14 protein-coding genes are annotated in these 18,472 nt (G+C 58.1%); all 14 read right to left on the minus strand.

The window, feature by feature from the left end; translation table 11 throughout:
• Positions 1-67: 67 nt before the first annotated feature.
• The gene (locus AC0YNU_RS19125) at positions 68-1,531 is read right to left on the minus strand and encodes an ABC transporter substrate-binding protein (RefSeq protein WP_475759489.1); all 1,464 of its coding nucleotides are present in this window, start codon (positions 1,529-1,531) and stop codon (positions 68-70) included.
• Between the two features lie 333 nt (positions 1,532-1,864).
• Positions 1,865-3,229 (minus strand): ABC transporter substrate-binding protein, encoded by a 1,365-nt coding sequence (locus AC0YNU_RS19130; protein WP_475759491.1) that lies wholly within the window; start codon positions 3,227-3,229, stop codon positions 1,865-1,867.
• Positions 3,230-3,286: 57 nt separating this feature from the next.
• The gene (locus tag AC0YNU_RS19135) at positions 3,287-5,095 is read right to left on the minus strand and encodes a cache domain-containing sensor histidine kinase (RefSeq protein ID WP_475759492.1); all 1,809 of its coding nucleotides are present in this window, start codon (positions 5,093-5,095) and stop codon (positions 3,287-3,289) included.
• Between the two features lie 15 nt (positions 5,096-5,110).
• Positions 5,111-6,805 (minus strand): response regulator transcription factor, encoded by a 1,695-nt coding sequence (locus AC0YNU_RS19140; protein ID WP_475759494.1) that lies wholly within the window; start codon positions 6,803-6,805, stop codon positions 5,111-5,113.
• Positions 6,806-7,134: 329 nt separating this feature from the next.
• A complete protein-coding gene (locus tag AC0YNU_RS19145) occupies positions 7,135-8,007 on the minus strand; it encodes a sugar phosphate isomerase/epimerase family protein (RefSeq protein ID WP_475759496.1) in 873 nt (290 codons plus the stop codon).
• Between the two features lie 198 nt (positions 8,008-8,205).
• Positions 8,206-9,102 (minus strand): hypothetical protein, encoded by an 897-nt coding sequence (locus AC0YNU_RS19150; RefSeq protein WP_475759498.1) that lies wholly within the window; start codon positions 9,100-9,102, stop codon positions 8,206-8,208.
• Between the two features lie 132 nt (positions 9,103-9,234).
• Positions 9,235-9,366, minus strand: a complete 132-nt coding sequence (locus AC0YNU_RS19155) for a hypothetical protein (RefSeq protein WP_475759501.1) — start codon at positions 9,364-9,366, stop codon at positions 9,235-9,237.
• 173 nt (positions 9,367-9,539) lie between these two features.
• On the minus strand, positions 9,540-10,526 hold the full coding sequence (locus AC0YNU_RS19160; protein WP_475759503.1) for an ABC transporter permease: 987 nt from the start codon (positions 10,524-10,526) through the stop codon (positions 9,540-9,542).
• Positions 10,523-12,046, minus strand: a complete 1,524-nt coding sequence (locus AC0YNU_RS19165; RefSeq protein WP_475759505.1) for a sugar ABC transporter ATP-binding protein — start codon at positions 12,044-12,046, stop codon at positions 10,523-10,525. Before AC0YNU_RS19165 ends, AC0YNU_RS19160 begins: the two co-directional genes overlap by 4 nt.
• 402 nt (positions 12,047-12,448) lie before the next feature.
• Positions 12,449-13,573, minus strand: a complete 1,125-nt coding sequence (locus AC0YNU_RS19170) for a sugar ABC transporter substrate-binding protein (RefSeq protein WP_475759507.1) — start codon at positions 13,571-13,573, stop codon at positions 12,449-12,451.
• 169 nt (positions 13,574-13,742) lie between these two features.
• Positions 13,743-14,363: a M15 family metallopeptidase gene (locus AC0YNU_RS19175; protein WP_475759509.1), complete on the minus strand. Its 621-nt coding sequence runs from the start codon at positions 14,361-14,363 to the stop codon at positions 13,743-13,745.
• Between the two features lie 210 nt (positions 14,364-14,573).
• Positions 14,574-16,631 carry a DUF5107 domain-containing protein gene (locus tag AC0YNU_RS19180; RefSeq protein WP_475759511.1) on the minus strand — a complete coding sequence of 686 codons (2,058 nt, stop codon included), beginning with the start codon at positions 16,629-16,631 and terminating at the stop codon, positions 14,574-14,576.
• A 23-nt stretch (positions 16,632-16,654) separates the two neighbouring features.
• Positions 16,655-17,497 (minus strand): carbohydrate ABC transporter permease, encoded by an 843-nt coding sequence (locus AC0YNU_RS19185; protein WP_475759513.1) that lies wholly within the window; start codon positions 17,495-17,497, stop codon positions 16,655-16,657.
• 12 nt (positions 17,498-17,509) lie between these two features.
• Positions 17,510-18,418 (minus strand): carbohydrate ABC transporter permease, encoded by a 909-nt coding sequence (locus AC0YNU_RS19190; RefSeq protein WP_475759516.1) that lies wholly within the window; start codon positions 18,416-18,418, stop codon positions 17,510-17,512.
• Positions 18,419-18,472: the final 54 nt, after the last annotated feature.

The following is an 18,472-nucleotide window of genomic DNA, read 5'->3' on the forward strand; positions in this document are numbered from 1 at the left end:
GTTTCGTTTCGGCCGCGCCGCGCGCGGGAAAGGGGTGCGGCTTCCCGCCCCCTTCCGAATCCGTTCGCTATTTGGCCTGCAGTTTCTTCAGCTCGCTGTCCACGTTCTTCTTGACTTCGTCCAACAGTTTCTTAGGTTCGCCCTTGCCGTTCAACGCGAGGTCCTGCACGCGGAACGTCTCGTCCCACATCTTCTGGCCGGCCGGGGTAACCGGACGGAAATGAGCGTTCGGCATCATGTCCAGGAATACTTTGAGCTGCGGATTGTCCGCGATTTTGATTTCCTCGTTGACCTTCGGCATGGCCGTGATATCGTTGCCCGCGTCCGCGCGTTTGGCCCAGAGCAGCGTGCCTTTGTAACCGGTAATGAATTTAAGCAGCTCCCATGCTTCTTGCGGATGCTTGCCTCCCTTAGGCATGGCGAAGGACCAGCCGCCGGCCCATGTCGTCTGCGGGTAGCCGTCCTCCGAAGGCATCGGCGCGACGCTCCATTCGAAGGTCGGCTTGACCTTGGCGTTGCTCTTCAGATCGTTCAGGATCCAGTTGCCGTCGACCATGAAGCCGACCTTGCCCGTCCAGAACGGGTTGATGCCGGTCTTGCCCATGACGTCGTTGAATTTGTTGATTTTGGCCATGTCGTATTTCTTGGCGTAACCCGTCATCCATTCGAGCGTTTTCACGATTTGCGGATCGTTCGGCGTCAATTCCCCGTCCTTCGTCCACTCGCCGCCGAAGTTCCAGCTTTGCGTGTACAGATAGCTCTGGGCCATCCAAGGAATAAAACCGACCTGTTCGTAGCCGCCACTGGTCGATTTCTTGAAGATCTTCTCCGCCATGCTGTCCAGCTCGTCGATAGTCGTCGGCGGCTTGTTCGGATCGAGGCCCGCTTCCTTCATCAGCGTCTTGTTGTAATACATCCCGCGGTTGTCCGTTCCGAACGGCATCGCGTACGCTTCGTTATTGTAGTTTCCCTCCGCCCAGACGGCCGGGTAGTAATCGTTGCCGCTGATGTCGCTGTCCATCTCGAGGAAAGGCGTCAAGCTCTCCAGGGAACCTTTGGCCGCCCAGGCGCCGGCCAAGAAGCGGTCCAAAATCGCCACGTCCGGCGGGGTGCCGCCGGCGATCAACGTGGTCAGCTTGTCGTTGCCGCCCTGATCGGGCATGTATTTCACTTTGATGTTGGGGTGTTCTTTCTCGAATTCGCCGAGCACGATCTTCGTGAAATCCGTCTGGAACTTGCCGCTCCATCCCCATAACGTAAGCGTGATCTTCTCCCCGCTGCTTGCGGCGGCATCGTCGCCTGCCGCATTGTTCGCGTTCTTGTCGCCCGTAGCCGCTGCGTTGCCCGTACCTGGCTTGTTCGCGTTCGCTCCGGCATCGGCGTCGGCATTACCGCTCGAGCCCGCCGTATCCGATTCGCCGCCCCCGTTCGACCCTCCGCAGCCCGTCAATACCACGCTCAGCGCGAGCACGGCCGCAAAGATCTTAATCCTCTCCGGTCTCGCCTGCATGCTCTTTCTTCTTTTGTTCACCTTCAAGCCTCCTCGATATGGTCGATTGGGAATCGGTCAACCTCCTTCTAGTTTAGAGGGATTCCCGGACAGGGGTAATGCGAGCGCCTTGAGGTTTGGTGTAGTATTTTGACCCGATTTCATGCGGCCGGATACGCAAAGCAAAGGCCGCCCCGGCGTCGTCACCATCCACGACGTCGGGGCAGCCTCTATTTCAAAACCATTTCACGCAGCGAATATTAACGCCATGAATCCGTATTGCCGCGATTCCTTCATGCTATGATTCCATAATGCAATGATTCCTTCATGCCATGAATTCAACGCGCTGTGAATGCCTTATCCAAGGCTGCGGGCTCAGCCTCCGCCTCCGGGCGATCTCGCCTTCACCTTGGCCAGCTCCGCGTCGACCTTCTTCTTCATCTCGCTCAGCAGCGCCTTGGGTTCCCCCTGCAGGCTGACGGCCAATCGCTGCACGCGGTAGAGCTCGTCCCACATGAAGCCGCCGACCGGCGTCACCGGACGAATATGGGCGTGCTCCAGCAGCTTGACGAATACGCGCAAATTCTTCTTCTCGTCCAAACCGAGCCGCTCGTTCACCTCCGGAATGCTGGTCAGATCGTACTTCGCCGCGGCCGCGCGGCCTGCCCACAGCAGCGATCCCTCTTTGCCGGCGATGAATTTCATGAACCGCCATGCCTGCTCGCTATGCTCGGCGCCCTTGGGCATCACGAACGACCACCCCCCCGACCAGGACCCGGATGAGCTTCCGTCCGTCGTGGGCATCGGCGTCACGCCCCATTCGAAGCGTGCCGAACCTATCCCGTTGAGCAGCCAATTGCCTTCCATGGCGAATCCGACCCTGCCGGACACGAACGGATTCGTACCGGCCTGTCTCAGTTCGTCGGAGAAACGTTCCAGCTTCGCGGCGTCGTATTTCTTGGCGTACCCCTGCATCCACTGCAGCGCCTGCAGAATCGCCGGATCATCGAGCGTCAGCTTCCCGTCCCGCTCCCACTCCCCGCCGAAATTCCAGCCGTACGTATACAAGAAACCTTGCGACTGCCAAGGGATGAAACCCACTTGCTCGTATTCTCCCTTTCCGTTGCGCTTGAACATCCGTTCCGCCATGTCGTCCAGCTCGGCGATCGTTCTCGGCGGCTTATCGGGATCGAGGCCGGCTGCCTTCATCATGGATTTGTTGTAGTACATGGCGCGGCTGTCCACGTTCCAAGGCAGCGCGTACGTCTTCCCCTCGTACTGCGTCTCCGACCATACGTTGGGATAATAGAGGTCTGCCATCCCGTCCGACTCGGCCTCCGCGGACAAGTCCTCCAGCGCGTCCATCGCGGCCCACTCGCCCACGAGGAAACGGTCGAACATCGCGACGTCCGGCGCTTTGCCGCCCGCAATGGCCGTCAGCAGCTTGTCGGACGCCTGCGAATTGTCCGAATTCTCCACGAAGCTCATCCGGACTTTGATATCGGGGTTGCTTTTCTCGAAGGGATCGACCACGTTGTCGCGGAATTCCTTCTCGAAGTCTCCGCCCCACGGGAACCAGAAGCTGATCGTCACCGGATCGCCGGCTTCCTTGGCCGCGCTGCCCGCCCCGGCCCCGTTATCGGCGCCATTGCCGCAGGCGTGCAGCAGCGGCACGGCCGCCGCGAGCACGGCCAACAGCGGCACGGCCGCCTTCTTGCGCATCCACACCGTCTTGAACATTCCAGTCCTCCTCCTTTGCCTCGCGCTATCCGTAATCTCCGGCATACCGCGGCGGAATTAGCTGATTTGCCTGGCAGAGCCTCCCTTGATCAGCGGAATCGTCAGTTCGACGCGGGTGCCTAGCCCGCAGCTGCTGTCGATCTCGATGCCATACTGCGCACCGTAGGCGATTTGGATTTGGGCGTTGATGTTGCGGAGCGCAAAATGGCTTCCCTCGATGGCCGCCTCGCTTTGCAGCAGCTGCCGCAGCTCGCTCAGCCTGTCTGGCTGCATGCCATTCCCGTCGTCGACGACGACGAATTTCAGGCAGCCGCCCTCCCGATGGAACGAGACGTCGAGCCTTCCTTTGCCCGGCTTCTTCTCCAATCCGTGATATATGGCGTTCTCCACGATCGGCTGGAAGATGGATTTCAGTACCTTGTACTCGCCCAGCGTCTCCTCCACATGCAGATGCATGGCAAACTTATCGCGGTAACGGACTTTCTGAATCATGATGTAGCTGTCGATCAATTGCACGATTTGGTCGACGTCGACCTCGTCCCTGCCCTCGCTCAAGCTGAGGCGCAAATACTTGGACAAGCCGAATACCATCGTGCTGATGTCGTCCACCTTGTTAATGCGGGCGATCCAATGCACGGAATCGAGCGTATTGTACAGAAAATGCGCGTTGATCTGCGAGCCCAGCATCTTCAGCTGCAGCCCCTGCTCCAGCAGCTTCTGCACGTAAAGCTCGTTGATCAGCTCTTTGATACGCGACACCATGCCATTGAAATGAATGAACAGATAACCGAATTCATCCTCGCGCTTGTCCGCGATGCGCACGTCGAAATCGCCGTTCTTTGCTCTGCGCATGGCGCGGATCATCCGATGAAGCGGCCGGTGGACCGAAGCGGCGATAAAGACCGCCAGCAAGATGCCGATCGTGAAGCACGCAAGTCCGAGCATTAGCATGTACCACCGGATATCGCGCGCTTCCTTCATCAGATTCGCGCCGCGCAGCATGCCGACCAGCGTCCAATCCGCCGTCTCGAGCCGATCGTAGACGACCAGCTTCTTCTCCCCGTCGATCGTGCGGCCGAACAGGCCTTGGCGGGCGTTCGATAAAGGCAGACCGAGGCGGGTCGCCCCCAGCAGGCCGTCCTTGTCGCCGACGATCCCCCCGTCATTGTCGACCAAGACGTTCATGCCCGACCCGTCGTAGTCGATCTCCGACAACAGATCCGTAATTTCCACCGCTTCCACCTCGTACAGCAGCACGCCGATAATCTCGCCGCCGCTGTCGATGTCTCTCTCCGCGCGGCCGAAGGAAAAGACGGGCTTGGCGTTCGGTTCCGCGCCCCGGATAAGCGAAGGCCCGATGCCGAAGTAGACGATGCCGCCGTCCGCCTTGCGGATGCGGTCATACCAGGTCGTATTGGAGAAGTCGGCCGAGTACGGGTTAAAGACCGGGAAGGAGTCCCGCGGCGAATAACGGAAGGAAGCGCCTCGCTCGCCCAGCAAATAAATATTTTGCATGTCGTTCCGCGAATTCACGAGATTCGCGAGAAAAGCCGTGTTGGCATTGTTCGTGTCGATTCGCTCCAGCTGGCTGCGGAACTTGCCGCTTAGCTGCTTCTGGATCTCCTTGTTGCCCAAGACCAGCATCGACCGGTCCTCGTAGCCCGCCAGGATCGTGTCGATCCGTTTGCTCAGTTGATGCACGTTCTGAAGCGCCATGCCGCCGACCTTGGTTTCGATGATTTCCGCCGATTTGCCGTACGATAGATAGCCCATGACGGTCACGATAATGAGAATGCTGGCTGCATAGAAGCCGAATACCTTGACTCCGACCGAAGCAAGGTTGGATTTTCGTAAGAACGTCAGCATGGTCGCCCCTCTCTGCTACGCGCCGTAATTGCGGTATTGGGCCGGGGTCATCCCTTCCCAATCCTTGAAGGTTTTGACGAAATGCCGAAAATCCTTGTAGCCGACCAGATCGGCGATTTCGTAAATCTTGAGGGATGTCTGTTCGAGCAGTTCCTTCGCCTTCGAGATGCGAATGCGGATCAGATACTTGCTCAGCGGCTCTCCGACCTCTTCATGGAACATTCTGCTGAAATACGAGGGATTCAAGTAGATGGTTTCGGCTACGTTGTTGAGGCTGATACCGAGGTGGAAGTTGTCGTGGATGTATCGCAGCGCTTTATCGATGCTGCGCTTTTGCCCAAGCCCGATACAGCTCGGATTCTTTACCAGAAAGGCGTTCATGACGGTCTGCTTCCACTCCCGCAGCGGGCAGCGGTACAGCTGGAGCTTCATTTGATGCGTCACCGCGAGGGGCTTGAAATGCTCCCTGCCTTTGCAAAGCTCCTGCCATTTGGTCAACAGCAGGCCGATGTACAGGTTCATCTCCGTGCGCACGGCAAGCGCCGAGCTTTGCTTGACCCATTCGCGCAGCAGCTTCGTCTGTTCGTCCAACAGGGAGGATAGCCGCTTCTCGTCCATCAGCATCATCGCATGTACCATCCGGTTGGACCAAGCCGTGTCGAGCACCTCCGCTTTGGCCGCGGCTTGGGCGGCTTCATCCGGCTCCGTTCGTTTCGCGCCCGAGGCCGCGAACGGCGATTGGACAGACGGGTATCCCTCCGCTGTCGGCCCGTACACGCGGCAAGCGCCGTGAATGAAATAATGCGCATTATATGTAAGCGCTTCCTTAAACGCGAAAAAAAGTTGGTTTCGTTCTCCTGGGCTGCTCACGCCGATGCTGATTCGGATGCCGAGCACTTGCTGCGCCCGCTTGACGGCTCGATCCGCGCCTGCGAATATCCGGTCGCTGCCCCCCGCTGGAGATAGCCGGTCCGGCCTTGTCCGGCAGGACACCATAAGCGCCGCGTCGGCCATCTCATGTTCGTTCAACGGGCAGGCCAATGCGCGCAGACCCTCTTCGGCAAAAATCTCCTCCATCAGATTGCCCAGCGCATAGCGCAACAACGCGCAGCCGCTCTCGTTCAAGCCCCGTTCGCCCCAATCATGGACGACGGCCGACAGGACGACGAGCCGCTCAGGGTCCAAATCGATGCCGAGCGCCTTCCATACCGGCTGCAGTTCATGCACGGCCGTTGGGCGGGACAAACACAGCTCCAAATGCTTTTGCTTGGCGAGCGGGACGCTTTCCCGCACGAGATCCGTCAACGCTTCCATGCGGTCGGATGCCTGCCGCTGCTGCACAATTTCCGCGGCGCAGCGGTCGACGATGTCGAGCAGCACCTGCTCTTCGATCGGCTTCAGAATATAATCGAACGCGCCCAGCTTAACGGCTTTCTGAGCATAGAAGAAATCGCTGAAGCCGCTGATCAGGATCACCTTCGTTTCGATGCCGCGTCGCTTCACCTCTTCCATGAGCTCCATGCCGTCCATGGACGGCATCCGAATGTCCGAGATCACGATGTCCGGGACATTCTTCTCCAGCAGCTCCAGCGCCGCCAAGCCATCCTCGGCTTCGCCGATCCATTCGATCCCGTGCGCCGTCCAATCGACGGTCCACCTCAAGCCTTCCCGAATCCAAAGCTCATCGTCGACGATCATCAGTTTCAGCATACAGCCGTACCTCCCATCGGTAGTGTTTTTACTTTGACATTACGATTATCTTACTATCATCTTACTGAAGCCGGAGGCGTTGCATAATGTTACTATCTTTAGTTTTGGTGTAGTATTTTTACTTTCGGAACGGGTTATCCCTCATTTCGTTCTCGTCGCAGCCCTAATATTTCAACATTCCGAATTATTCTCGAGGTAGCAGCGCTGAGGAGCGGCTCGCTATCGAAGGCTTCGCAAGCAAATAAACGCCCCAAGCTCGGTTTATGCCCAAGCTTGGGGCTTTGCGGATCGATTCGAATCGGAATGCCGCTTGCGGACCGGAATGCCGTTTATTGAAAATACTTCGCCAAGTGCTGCGCCGCCTTCTCGATCCCTTGTTTCTCCGCCGCAAGCGATCCCCAGAAACGGTGGTCTTCGAGTTCGATGCTGACCGCGCCGGAATAACCGAGGCGATCCAGCCGAACGGCAACCTTGCCCCAGTCGACTTCGCCGTGGCCCGGGATCGTGTAACGCCAGGAGCCCTCGGAGAAACCGAATTTCGCGCCGAAGGTCGACTCCAGCACGCCGCATTCGTACAGCTCGTCGTGAAGAATCTCCGTGTCCTTGCCGTGGCAGTGGTTGATGCGTTCGCCGAATTCGCCGAGCGCCCGAATATAATCGATGCCCAGACGAACCAAGTGGGAAGGATCGTAGTTCAAGCCGAAATGCTTGGACGGAATCGCGTTGAACATGGCCCGCCACATCTCCGGCGTGCAGCCGAGCGTCGGATAATGCGGCGCCGGTCCAGGCCAGCCCTCGATGGCGATATAGATGCCCTGCTGTTCCGCATGCTTGACGATTTCCGGGAAGGAATCCTTCCAGATCGCGAAGCCCTCGCTGCGCGGCAACGTGTGATCCTCCGGCACGAGACACATGAACAGCACGCGGCCTCCCAGTGCCGCAATATCGGACATTTCACGCTTCGTCGCTTCCACCGCATCCGCGCGGCGCGCTTCGTCGCGGCTCAGCAGCTGCGCCGTATGCCGCGCGTCGATCGAGCCGATGCCGAGACCGGCCACGCCCAGGGCCGCCTTCCATTCCGGCGTGAGCCGCGGCAGATCCAAGACCTCCAGCCCGGCGTCCACGGCCAACTGCGCCGTTTGGGCCATCCCCTCCGCGCCGATTTTGGGCGGAATCCGCATTCCTAGCTTAACGTTCAACATACCTGTTCATTCCTCCTCGGATAATCGATGATGCTAACAACCCGATTATAGCGCAGGCTTGGCCAGAATCTACCATTTGGCGGAATGTTGCAGGTTACATGTCGCGAATGTCGCGATCGCCTAATCGAAAACAGGCTTACGGCAGGCTCCGTCTACGCTCGATTATCCAGGCAAGTCAATGCGGCTATACCGCGATCGTCAGGCCATCGCTTGCCACATCGCTTGAAACGCGGCATCGTCCACCCGGAAGAACACCGGCGCGCCCGAGTACTTCACATACCCGTCCTTGAATAGGCGCAGGCGCGTGACGCTACGGTCCTTCAACGTGAGCGAGACGAACTTCTGATTTGGGTCGTCGTAGATCCCCTGCTTGTAAAGGGTGTCGAATGCGATCGGCTTCGCGTCGTTCATGGCATCCAGGAATGCCGTGAGCGTATCGGTCTGCGCAAGCGGCTGCAATTGCTGCTTCGACTCGTTCCAGCTGTTGAAAGTCTCCCATTGCGCGGACTGCAGATTCCCATCCAATCGGAGGCGTTCCAAGAGATCCTTGCCGCTGTTCACCGTGAAGCCGTTCAAACATTCGTACAGCTCCGTCCAGACGTCCCCGTCCTGCTCCATGTACGACATCAGCCTGAACGCCGGGTCATAGCCTTTCACGGCATAAATATCCGCTTCCCCGATGGACGAGGCCAGCTCCGTCGCATAGGCGTCCTGGCTGCTCCACTCATCGATATTGCCGATCGTCCGGCCGACCTTCTCGCCGAGCAGCGCCTTGGCATCCTTCGCCGCGAGCTTCGTATCCGTCTGCGTATAGATTCGGCCTTGGTACACGAACAATCCGATCATGTCCGCAGCCGCATTGGATTGCTTGGGCAATTCGATCTTCGGCAGCACGACGCCGCCGTTCGAAGCCGAACCTGCAGGCTCCTTGGCCGGCGCGTTCGCTTGGTTCGTTTGGTTGGTTTGGTTCGTTTGGCTATTCCCCGTGCCGGTTTGAACGGCTCCCGTGTTTGAAGACTGCTCGCCGCATCCGGCCAGCAGCATGACGGCAGCCGCCGACGCCAGGATTGCGGATTTCATTCGCCAATGATTCATTGTGTCTCGCCCCCTTGCTTGCTAGACGAGAATGCCTGCCGAAAGTTGCATGCGTTGTCTGAATCGGGCAGGACCAAGGCAGCCGGATCACGATGAACGGCGACCACGCGAACCCACGACGGGATGATTTAGTTACCGCCGCTCCCCTTGCTCCTTGATCTCCTGAAGCGTCTTCTCGATTCCTCGCAGATGCTTCACCATCATGTATTGGTTGTTGATGATAATAAGCAAGACTACTGCAGTAATGATAATAAAGAAGCTCATCGTTCGTCCCTCCTCTGCATGCTGCTCGCCAGTTTCATAACACTCCGTCGCCATCCTCCAACCACTCTAGCATTATAGAGTGAAATCCATTTTTCTTCCAGCCACTGCAAACGTTAGTCCGACAAAAAAAGCAGCCCGGATCTAACATCCGGACTGCTTCTCTACTGTTGCATTCAATTCTTCCTGCGGTTCAAATGAATGAACGTCACCGCCAGCGCAAGCACGAGCACCGCGCCTTTGATGATATCCGTCGTGTAATACTCGACGTTCATCATCGTCATGCCGTTGACGAGCACGCCGATCAGGATCGCCCCGATGAACGTGCCGATGATGTTCGGACGCCCCGCCCCGAAGACGGAGTAGCCGACGAACACCGCCGCGACGGCCTCCATGAGCATCGGCGCGCCGGCATCGACTTGCCCGTTGCCGACGCGGGCCGTGAACAGGATACCGCCGATGGCCGCAAGCACGCCGGACGCGACGTACGCGATCGTGCGCACCCGCTTGACGCGAAGGCCGGACAAACGGGCCGCTTCTTCGTTGCCGCCCATCATGATCATCTGTCTGCCGAGACGCGTGTATTTGAAGAACAGATGCGCCGCAATGACCGCGATAACCATCAGGATAACCGGAAACGGTACGCCGAGCAGCTTGCCTTGGCCGATCCACAGGAAGTCCTTGGAGATGGCTCCTGGCGCCTTGGTGCCGTCCTGCATCTGCATGTTGCTGTAGATGGAATAGCCTTTCGTGTACGTCTTATGCACGCCGCTCACGATGTACATGACGGCAAGCGTAGCCAGCAGATCCGGTATCCGGACCTTGACGATCAGAAAAGCATTAATGAGTCCCACGATGGCGCCGAACGCGAGCGGCACGATAATGACGACCGCCAGCGGCATTTGGTACCATACCATCATCGTCGCCGACAGCACCGTAGCCAGCGAGACGGTCGAGCCGACGGATAGATCGAAGCCGTCCACCGTCAGCGAGATCGTCACGCCGATCGCGACGAACGTCACGATGGAGATGGAGCGCAGGATATCCGCCAGGTTGTTGTACGTCAGGAAATATTCATTGTAGAGCGAAAAGAACAGCAGAACGATGCCGATGAATAGGATCGCCCCGTATTTAAACGAGAATTGCAGCAGCCGATTGTTCACGCCAATTCCTCCTTACCCGCACTCGCATAATAAAGCAAATCCTCCTGCGTCGCCTCGCCTCGGTCGAACGAGCGGACGATCTCCCCGTCGCACAGCACGAGAATCCGATCCGCGAGGCCCAGCGCTTCCGCGAATTCGCAGGTCAAATACAGAATCCCCTTGCCTTGCTGCGCCAGCTCGCCGATGATCCGGAAAATATCGCGCTTCGCGCCGACGTCGACGCCCTTCGTCGGTTCGTCGAACACGAACACCTTCGCGTCCGTGCTCGTCCACTTGCCGATGGCGACCTTCTGTTGGTTGCCGCCGCTGAGAAAAGCGGTCGCCGTATCGGCGCGATGCGTCTTAATGCCGAGGCGCGCGATGGTGTCCGCGGCTAGCCGTCTCTCCTTGGCGCCGGATACAAAACCGAGCCGGCTGAGCGACTTCAGAATCGGAAGGCTCAAATTATGCAGCACCGACTCCCGCACGAGAATGCCTTCCTTGCGGCGCTCTTCGGGAACGAGCACGATGCCCGCTTCCACCGCTTCGGCCGGCGAACGCGGAAGGATGCCCTTGCCGCCGAGCGTAATCGTCCCGCTCTCCGCGACATCCGCGCCGAAGAGCAGACGCGACAGCTCCGTCTTGCCTGCGCCGACGAGCCCGACGACGGCCACGATCTCGCCGCTGCTCACGGTCAGATCGACGCCGCGGACCCGCCGTCCGGCAGCGAGTCCCTTCGTCTCCAGCAGCGGGCCGCCGATGACGGCCGGCAGCTTCGGATACTCCTCCTCGAAGCTCTTGCCGAGCATGGCCCGAATGACCTCGCCGGCATTCGTGGCGTCCGCGGACTCGTTCATGACGACGCCCCCGTCGCGCATGACCGTGATCCGGTCGCTGACGCGGAAGACTTCCGGCAGCCGGTGCGAGATGAAGACGATGCCGATACCTGCCTTCTTCAGACCGTCCATGAGGCCGAACAGGCGATCCGCTTCCTCCAGGCTGAGCGGGGCCGTCGGCTCGTCCAGGATCACGAACTTCGCTTCCTGGGCGAACAACCGCGCGATCAGCACCAGCTGCTTCTCGGCCAGCGTCAGGTCGGAGACGGGGCGGTGCACGTCAATCTGCAGGCCGAGCCTGCCCAGCACCTGCGACGCTTCTTCGTTCAGCTTGCTCCATGCGATCCACGCGCTGCTTGCCGAGGAAGCCAGGCGATCCAGCATGATATTCTCCGCCACGCTCAGATGCTGCACGAGCGACGTGTCCACTTCCTGATAGACGCAGTGGATGCCGTTCTTCTTCGCGTCTGCCGGCGATCGGACGAGCAGCGTCTCGCCGTCGATCGCGACCGTTCCCTCGTCGCCTTCGTACGCGCCGGACAAAATTTTCATGAGCGTGCTCTTGCCTGCGCCGTTCGCGCCGAGCAAGGCGTGAATCTCGCCGCCGCGCAGCTCGAAATCCACGTTCTTCAGCGCTGCTACGCCCGCGAACGACTTGCCGATCCCGCTCATTTGCAGCAGACGCGGCTGTTCGGACTGTCCCATCAAGATTCCCCTTTCGCGCTTCGCTGGAATAAATTTGGTGAAAAGGTCGCTCCCTGCGGTCGATATGGGTCTCCAATCGCTGTTGTAGTTCTAATTTCTTCGATCAGCTAAGTGATTATAGGTAGAAATTAGACTACAAAGGCGAACGCTTACGCTTTTCCGACTCCATATCGACCTTTGGTCGCTCTTTTTCACAACAGTCGGCTAACGCTTCTAGACTCATAAACGACAAAACCTCAGCTGCTAGGATGACTAAGCAGCTGCTTGGTTGAGCATCTTAAAAGATTAACGGGCTAAACAACTTATACAGTGTAACATTAGCCGACCCGGCTAACCATATCAACCGCTAAACATAGGAAACGGCGCGGGTTTCTCCGCGCCGTTCGTTCTTGCTTTGTTTGCTTATTTGCCTACGGATTGCTCCAGCGCTTTGAGGTAGTCCGTGTTGCCTTGCTCGCTCGTACCCCAGCCTTTTACATACTCGCCAAGTTCCGCCGTCGTGATTTTCTTGTCCTTCGGCAGCGCGTCGCGGCTTACGAAGACCGGCTCGATTTGAACCGTTGCGTCCGTTGTGTCGCCGTGCAGCTTTTGGTACAGGTAACGCACTTGAACTTGACCGATCGAGGAAGGATCCGCGCCTGCGGACGCTACCCATGGGCTTGTCGGATCTTGAATGATCGCCAGATCCTCGTCGCTCAGGTCGATGCCGTAGACTTTGATTTCCGTACGTCCCGCTTGTTTGATCGCGTTCGTTACGCCTTTGGCGAATTCATCCCAAGCCGCCCATACCGCCGTGATGCTGCCTTTCTCCGGATACTGCTTCAGCACCGCTTCCATGCGCGTCTGCGCGTCGAGCTGCGCTTGATTCGCGTCGCCGAATTGGGAGATTTCCTTAATATCCGGATTGTTCTTCAGGAAGTCCGCGTACGTGATTTGACGCGTTTCCATCGGCGGGAAGCCCGCAACCCAAACCTTGACGATGTTGCCTTTGCCGCCGGCATCCTTGCCAAGCGCTTCTAGCGACTTCTCGGCAAGCAGCTGATCGTTCTGCGCCAGGCTCGTGACGCCTTCCACGGACAGGCCGGAGTCGAAGGCCACGACCGGAATTTTAGCCGCGAGCGCTTTGTTCACGCCGTTCGTGAGCGCGTCCGCGCTGCCGTGGTCGATCAGAATGCCGTCGTACTTCTGGTTGACCGCCGTGTCGAGATTGGTGACCATTTTATTCAAATCGTTGTCCGACGCCAGCACCGTTACTTTACCGCCGAATTTCTCGATTTGTTTCTTCACGCCGTCGACGTATTGCGCCGAGAACGTGCCTTGGTTGAATTGCATGATGAGGGCGATTTTCTTGCCTTTGAGCGAATCGACCGAAGCGTCTCCGCCCGCAGCCGCGTTGTTCGCCGGCGCATTGCCCGCGTTACCTGCCGCGTTGTTGGCATTTTCTTCTTTTTTGCCGCATGCGGACAATACGAGTACGACCGCAAGAATGAGTGCCAGCGCGAAACCGGCGCGTTGTTTGATTTTCATGATGATTCTGCCTCCCTATCCTATCTTCTCTATTTAGCAATGAATTTACTATATACGGCTATACCCCAGTATGTCAATCGGGAATATGAAAGGAAATTTTTGTCATTTACATAATTGCCCAGTTCACAGCGAAACCCGCCGCGATGACGACGGATTTCAAGGGTTCATCCTATTTCGGACTTGCATCATTCGGCGGCTGCTTACCCTGTTGGAGCTCGCGGATCGAATAGCCGAAATCCATCTGCAAATGCGGATAGTCCTTGAAGCTCTTCCAGTCCCCGCCCCAGGCGAAGCCAAGCGTCTTGGCCATGCCCGCAACCTCCAGCCAGTCCGCCTTGCCGTTATGGTTCCCGTCGTACTTCATATCCCAGATCACGTCCCCTTTCGGGGTACGCAGCGCAAAATCGATCGCCAGACCGTAGTTGTGGTACGAGGCGCCGCCCTTCACGTTCGTGACGACCTGCCCTTTGGTCGTCCGTCCCTGCTCGTAGAGGACGTCCTGCTCGAGGCTGCTGCGGAAGCCGTCGGTGATCAGAATCGTGATGCCCGCCTTCGACGTCAGCTTGATCAACTCCATCATCTTCGCGGCCACTACCGGATGCAGCGACGTCACCGGCGGCGCCGGCACGTTATCCCGAGTCTCATCGCCCGGCCAGAAACGCTCCCTCGCGGGCGAGTTAAGCACGAACAGCCCGGCCAAGGACAGCAGCATCATCGTTAGCAGCCATGGCCTCCGGGTCGTTCTTCGCCTCCCGGTTCGGACCGGGACCGATAGATTCAAATCCGGCATTGCTTGCGTTCACTTCCTTTAGAGCGTATTGCTAGTTTGCTAGTTTTTGATTTTACTAGTGTACCCTATTTCGCGGCGGAATAACGTGTCAAAACTAGCAAAAGTTCTTCCCTTTCCGTGCGGCGGGTTCGAGCACCCTCCATGGCAAACAGCCCGAGCGCTTCGCGCCCGGACTTCGTTTGCTTGCTTTTATCGCCATGCAATCCCCTCTTACCCGCCGATCATCCTGAAATCGATCGCTCTCGGCGGCGGGAATCGCTCGGCAGCTTCTTCGATCAGCTGCGGCGTGAGCTCGACCTTCCTTTCACGAGCCAGCTTCTTGGCGTTGTAGCCATACCACAGCTCGATTATGAGCACTTCGCCTTCGCGGATGACGGCGAACTCCGTATCGAACAGCCGCTCCATGTAGGCGTCGTTGTGCATCTCCAAGGCGACCGCGCCCACGATGATCCGAATGCGGTCGCTCTCGGCGAATGCCGCCGGCAGCGATTCGTACACGCGCCAGGCCCGTTCGAACTGTTTGGCCTGAATCAGCAGCTTCAAGTATTCCTCGGCGAACGCCCTGTCAGGAAAGCCGTTCGAAATCCCGTAGGCCTTCTCCATATACAGCAGCGCAATGTCCCGTTCTTCCCGCAATCGCATGGCCTCCGCCAGATTCCGGTACGCCCACGCGGAAGGCTGCGCGTACAGCGAGGCATCCCAAGCGGCGATCGCCTCGTCCTCCCTGCCCTGCTCGAAGAGCATGACCCCATGATGCAGCAGCGCGGTCCACGTTCTCCGATCGCCACCCGCATTCTCGCCTGCGTCCGTACCCGCTTCCCGCAAACTCGCTTCGAGCAGACGCTGCCATTCCTCCTGCACCATCCAGGACGGCGGCGGTTCATCGACCGGATGCGCCGGCAGATAACCTTCGCGCAGCAGCGTCAGCCACGGAGTTTGAGCCGATCCGAGCGTAGATTCGGAGAACGCGAATCCTTCCGGCATCGTCCGGCCTTCCAAATGCTCCCGCCGCAGCCGTTCCAGCGCTCCCCATCCGGACCCCGCATGCAAGGATGCCTTCGGGGCCGTTGCCGAATAAGACTGCAGCCGTTCGTGAACGGCGTACACCTGCTCGTCGCTAAGCTTGTCGTCGATGTGGCTGCCAATATAGGCGTTGGCCTGCTCCCAGCTGTCCTGGTACGCCTGCCCCGTCTCCATGTCGCTCATGCCGATGAGCTGCGTGAAGTCCCAGACGGCATGCGCCGGCATCTCGATATCGTGGAGCTGGGTCGGCGCCATGCCGCCCTGCACTTCGATATAGTCGCCTTCGCCCGGCTTCGCCAGGAAGTCGCACCAGCGTCTGCCTCCCGCATGACTGCCCCAGCAGAACATTTTGCGGTACCGGAGTCTGGAAGTGGACCGTTCATAGAACAATCTGCCATCCTCGTAGGCTACCGCTTCCCATGGAGATCGTTCGGGTGCGGGCGTTTGGAAGAAATACTCGCTGGAGTACGGGAATCCCTGCGGATAAGAGACATCGACGCCGGGCACGGAAGGCAGCACGGGCAGCCGGTCGAAGCCGTAGCCTTGGTTCGCGGGGTCGATGTAAATGACGTCGCCGGTCGAAGCGAACACGCGGGCGCGCTCGGTTTCCTCCACGGCCATGTTCGTCCACCAATACATCGGAACCGGCCGGTCGTTATCGTTGACGATCCGCACGTAGATTTGCAATTGCTCGGCACCCGGCGGCAGATGGAAATCGATATGCCAGCACAGATTCTTGCAGCGCTCGTATTCGTAGATGCGAAGAAACTCGTTCCCCTCGGCATCCGTCATCGCGGCGGCATGAACGGGCGAGCACGTCGTGAACGTATGCCCGATATGGCCGATGTTCCATTCGATCCCGCCGGAGAACCACGCATTCAGAATAGCCAGATTCGCCGGCTGGAGCACGGGATTCTTATAGAGAATCTCCCTGTCTGCCCGCTTGTCCCTGAGGGAATACAGCCTCCCGCCGTAATCCGGAAGAAAGACCGCACGCAGCACGTCGTTCTCCAGCACGATCGTCTTGAGCGCGATCATGCTCCTTCGTCTCGAGTAGCGATCCTGCATCCGATACGGCAGGAACCGCTCGCCGGCATTCTCGCCCATCCCCTTCATCCGTTCGGCCGTCAGGCTTCCGTTGTCCGCGGCTTCGCGGTGCGGATTGCGATTCCGGAACATCGGCAGCGGATTCTCGCCTTCCAATTCGGCTCCTTCGATCATCAATGTCTCTATCGTGACTTTCATAGACTGTTTCCTCTCCTCTTCTCTTATCCCTTGACCGCGCCGACGGTCAATCCCGCGATAATCCGCTTGGACACGAGCATGTACACGATGAAGCTCGGCAGGAACACGACCATGCACGCCGCGAAGATGCCGCCGTAATTGCCCGTGTTGGCGAAGCCGTAAACGATCGATTGCAGCGACAAAGCCAAGGTGCGCGAGTGCGCGTCATTCGCGAAGATAAGCGCATAAAAATACTCGTTCCATATCCCCAGGAAGTTGAAGATCGTCATTGTAATGATGCCCGGCTGCGCCACCGGCAGGATGATCGAGACGAACGTCCGGATCGGTCCGGCCCCGTCCATCGACGCCGACTCTTCGAACTCCATCGGGATGGAGGAGAAAAAGCCGGTCAGGAAGAACACGCCGAACGGCACGTTCGTGCAAATATAAACGATGATGAGGGTCACGATGGAACCCGTCAGCTTGAGCGTCACGAACACGGAGAACAACGGAATCGTGATGAGAATGCTCGGTATGGCGAGCGCCGACATGAACATCGCGCTGGCCAGAGCGCGGCCTCTGAACCGGACGCGGCCAATGATGTAAGCCGCCGGCGCCGAGATCCCGATGATGCCGATGCAGGACACGACCGTATACACCACGCTGTTGGCGAAGTATCGGCCCATCCCTTGATTTTCGAAAAGATCGGCGTAGTTCGACCAGTGAATGCCGCTGCCGAGCAGCTTATTCGTGAAGATATCCCTCGTCGTGCTGAGCGAGGCCAGAATGACCCATCCGAACAAGATGACCGAGAAGATCAGCCACGCATAGAGCGGAATGTAGGCCGGCAGCATGCTTCCCGTCTTCTTCGCTGTATCGCTTCGCATGATGCAACCTCCTCAGTATTCTAGTTTTTCCTTCGGGAACAGGCGGCTGATGAGAGCCGAAGCGACGAGCGTCGCGAGCGTAATGAGTATGCCGACGCTTGCGCCCGATCCGACGTTGAACGAATCCTCCACGAACACGTTGTCGCCTCTGCCGAACACCTTCTGGTACATATAGAACGCCGGCGTCACCGTATGCGGATCGTCCAGCCCGAACGTCGCCGACCAGACGAAGAAGTTGAATGCCGTGATGGTCCAAAGCACGAGCGTCGTACGGAACACGTCTCGCAGCAACGGCAGCGTAATTCGACTGAATTTGATCCACGGATTCGCGCCTTCGAGCGTCGCGGCTTCGTAATAATCGCCCGGAATCCGGTTAATCCCGGCATTCAGAATAAGCATGAAATAGCCGATCGATCCGAAACTGAAAGCGATGATCATCGAGAAGTAAATATGCTGATTGTCCGTCCACTGGATATCAGCCAATGCCGTCAAGCCGAGACGTTTGAAAAGCGTCGTCAGCAACCCGAAACTGGAGTTGAAAATATATTGCAGCCAGACCACCGACAAGACGACGGCCGACACCGTATTCGGCAGGAAAATGACCGCGCGCCAGAAATGGGTGCCGCGGATGCGCGAAGAGAGGATGACCGCATACAGAAAAGCAAAGGCGAAGATGAGCACGCCGCCGATTGCCCAGATGCCGAGCACGTTCTTCATTGAAGACACGAAATAAGAGCTATGCATTAAGTCGCGATAGTTGACCAGGCCGACGTATTTCCATTCGCCTATTTTGCTCGAGAGCGAAGGAATGTCGTAGAAGCTCATCGCCAGCGTTCGTAAAGTCGGATATAGAAAAATAACGAGATAGATGATGACGGCCGGCAATAGAAATAGCGCGATAATCGATTTGTTCATTCTCATGGCGACACCTCCGGGTACGATTCCAAGACGTTGCGACGACGCGAATCGGATTGT

The organism is Paenibacillus sp. J31P316 (assembly GCF_056269105.1).

What these genes read in the sequence shown, in the direction of transcription:
- AC0YNU_RS19130 (WP_475759491.1), bottom strand. Translation starts at nt 3,229, where the DNA reads ATGTTCAAGACGGTGTGGATGCGCAAGAAGGCGGCCGTGCCGCTGTTG.
- AC0YNU_RS19135 (WP_475759492.1), bottom strand. Translation starts at nt 5,095, where the DNA reads ATGCTGACGTTCTTACGAAAATCCAACCTTGCTTCGGTCGGAGTCAAG.
- AC0YNU_RS19140 (WP_475759494.1), bottom strand. Translation starts at nt 6,805, where the DNA reads ATGCTGAAACTGATGATCGTCGACGATGAGCTTTGGATTCGGGAAGGC.
- AC0YNU_RS19145 (WP_475759496.1), bottom strand. Translation starts at nt 8,007, where the DNA reads ATGTTGAACGTTAAGCTAGGAATGCGGATTCCGCCCAAAATCGGCGCG.
- AC0YNU_RS19150 (WP_475759498.1), bottom strand. Translation starts at nt 9,102, where the DNA reads ATGAATCATTGGCGAATGAAATCCGCAATCCTGGCGTCGGCGGCTGCC.
- AC0YNU_RS19155 (WP_475759501.1), bottom strand. Translation starts at nt 9,366, where the DNA reads ATGAGCTTCTTTATTATCATTACTGCAGTAGTCTTGCTTATTATCATC.
- AC0YNU_RS19165 (WP_475759505.1), bottom strand. Translation starts at nt 12,046, where the DNA reads ATGGGACAGTCCGAACAGCCGCGTCTGCTGCAAATGAGCGGGATCGGC.
- AC0YNU_RS19170 (WP_475759507.1), bottom strand. Translation starts at nt 13,573, where the DNA reads ATGAAAATCAAACAACGCGCCGGTTTCGCGCTGGCACTCATTCTTGCG.
- AC0YNU_RS19175 (WP_475759509.1), bottom strand. Translation starts at nt 14,363, where the DNA reads ATGCCGGATTTGAATCTATCGGTCCCGGTCCGAACCGGGAGGCGAAGA.
- AC0YNU_RS19180 (WP_475759511.1), bottom strand. Translation starts at nt 16,631, where the DNA reads ATGAAAGTCACGATAGAGACATTGATGATCGAAGGAGCCGAATTGGAA.
- AC0YNU_RS19185 (WP_475759513.1), bottom strand. Translation starts at nt 17,497, where the DNA reads ATGCGAAGCGATACAGCGAAGAAGACGGGAAGCATGCTGCCGGCCTAC.
- AC0YNU_RS19190 (WP_475759516.1), bottom strand. Translation starts at nt 18,418, where the DNA reads ATGAGAATGAACAAATCGATTATCGCGCTATTTCTATTGCCGGCCGTC.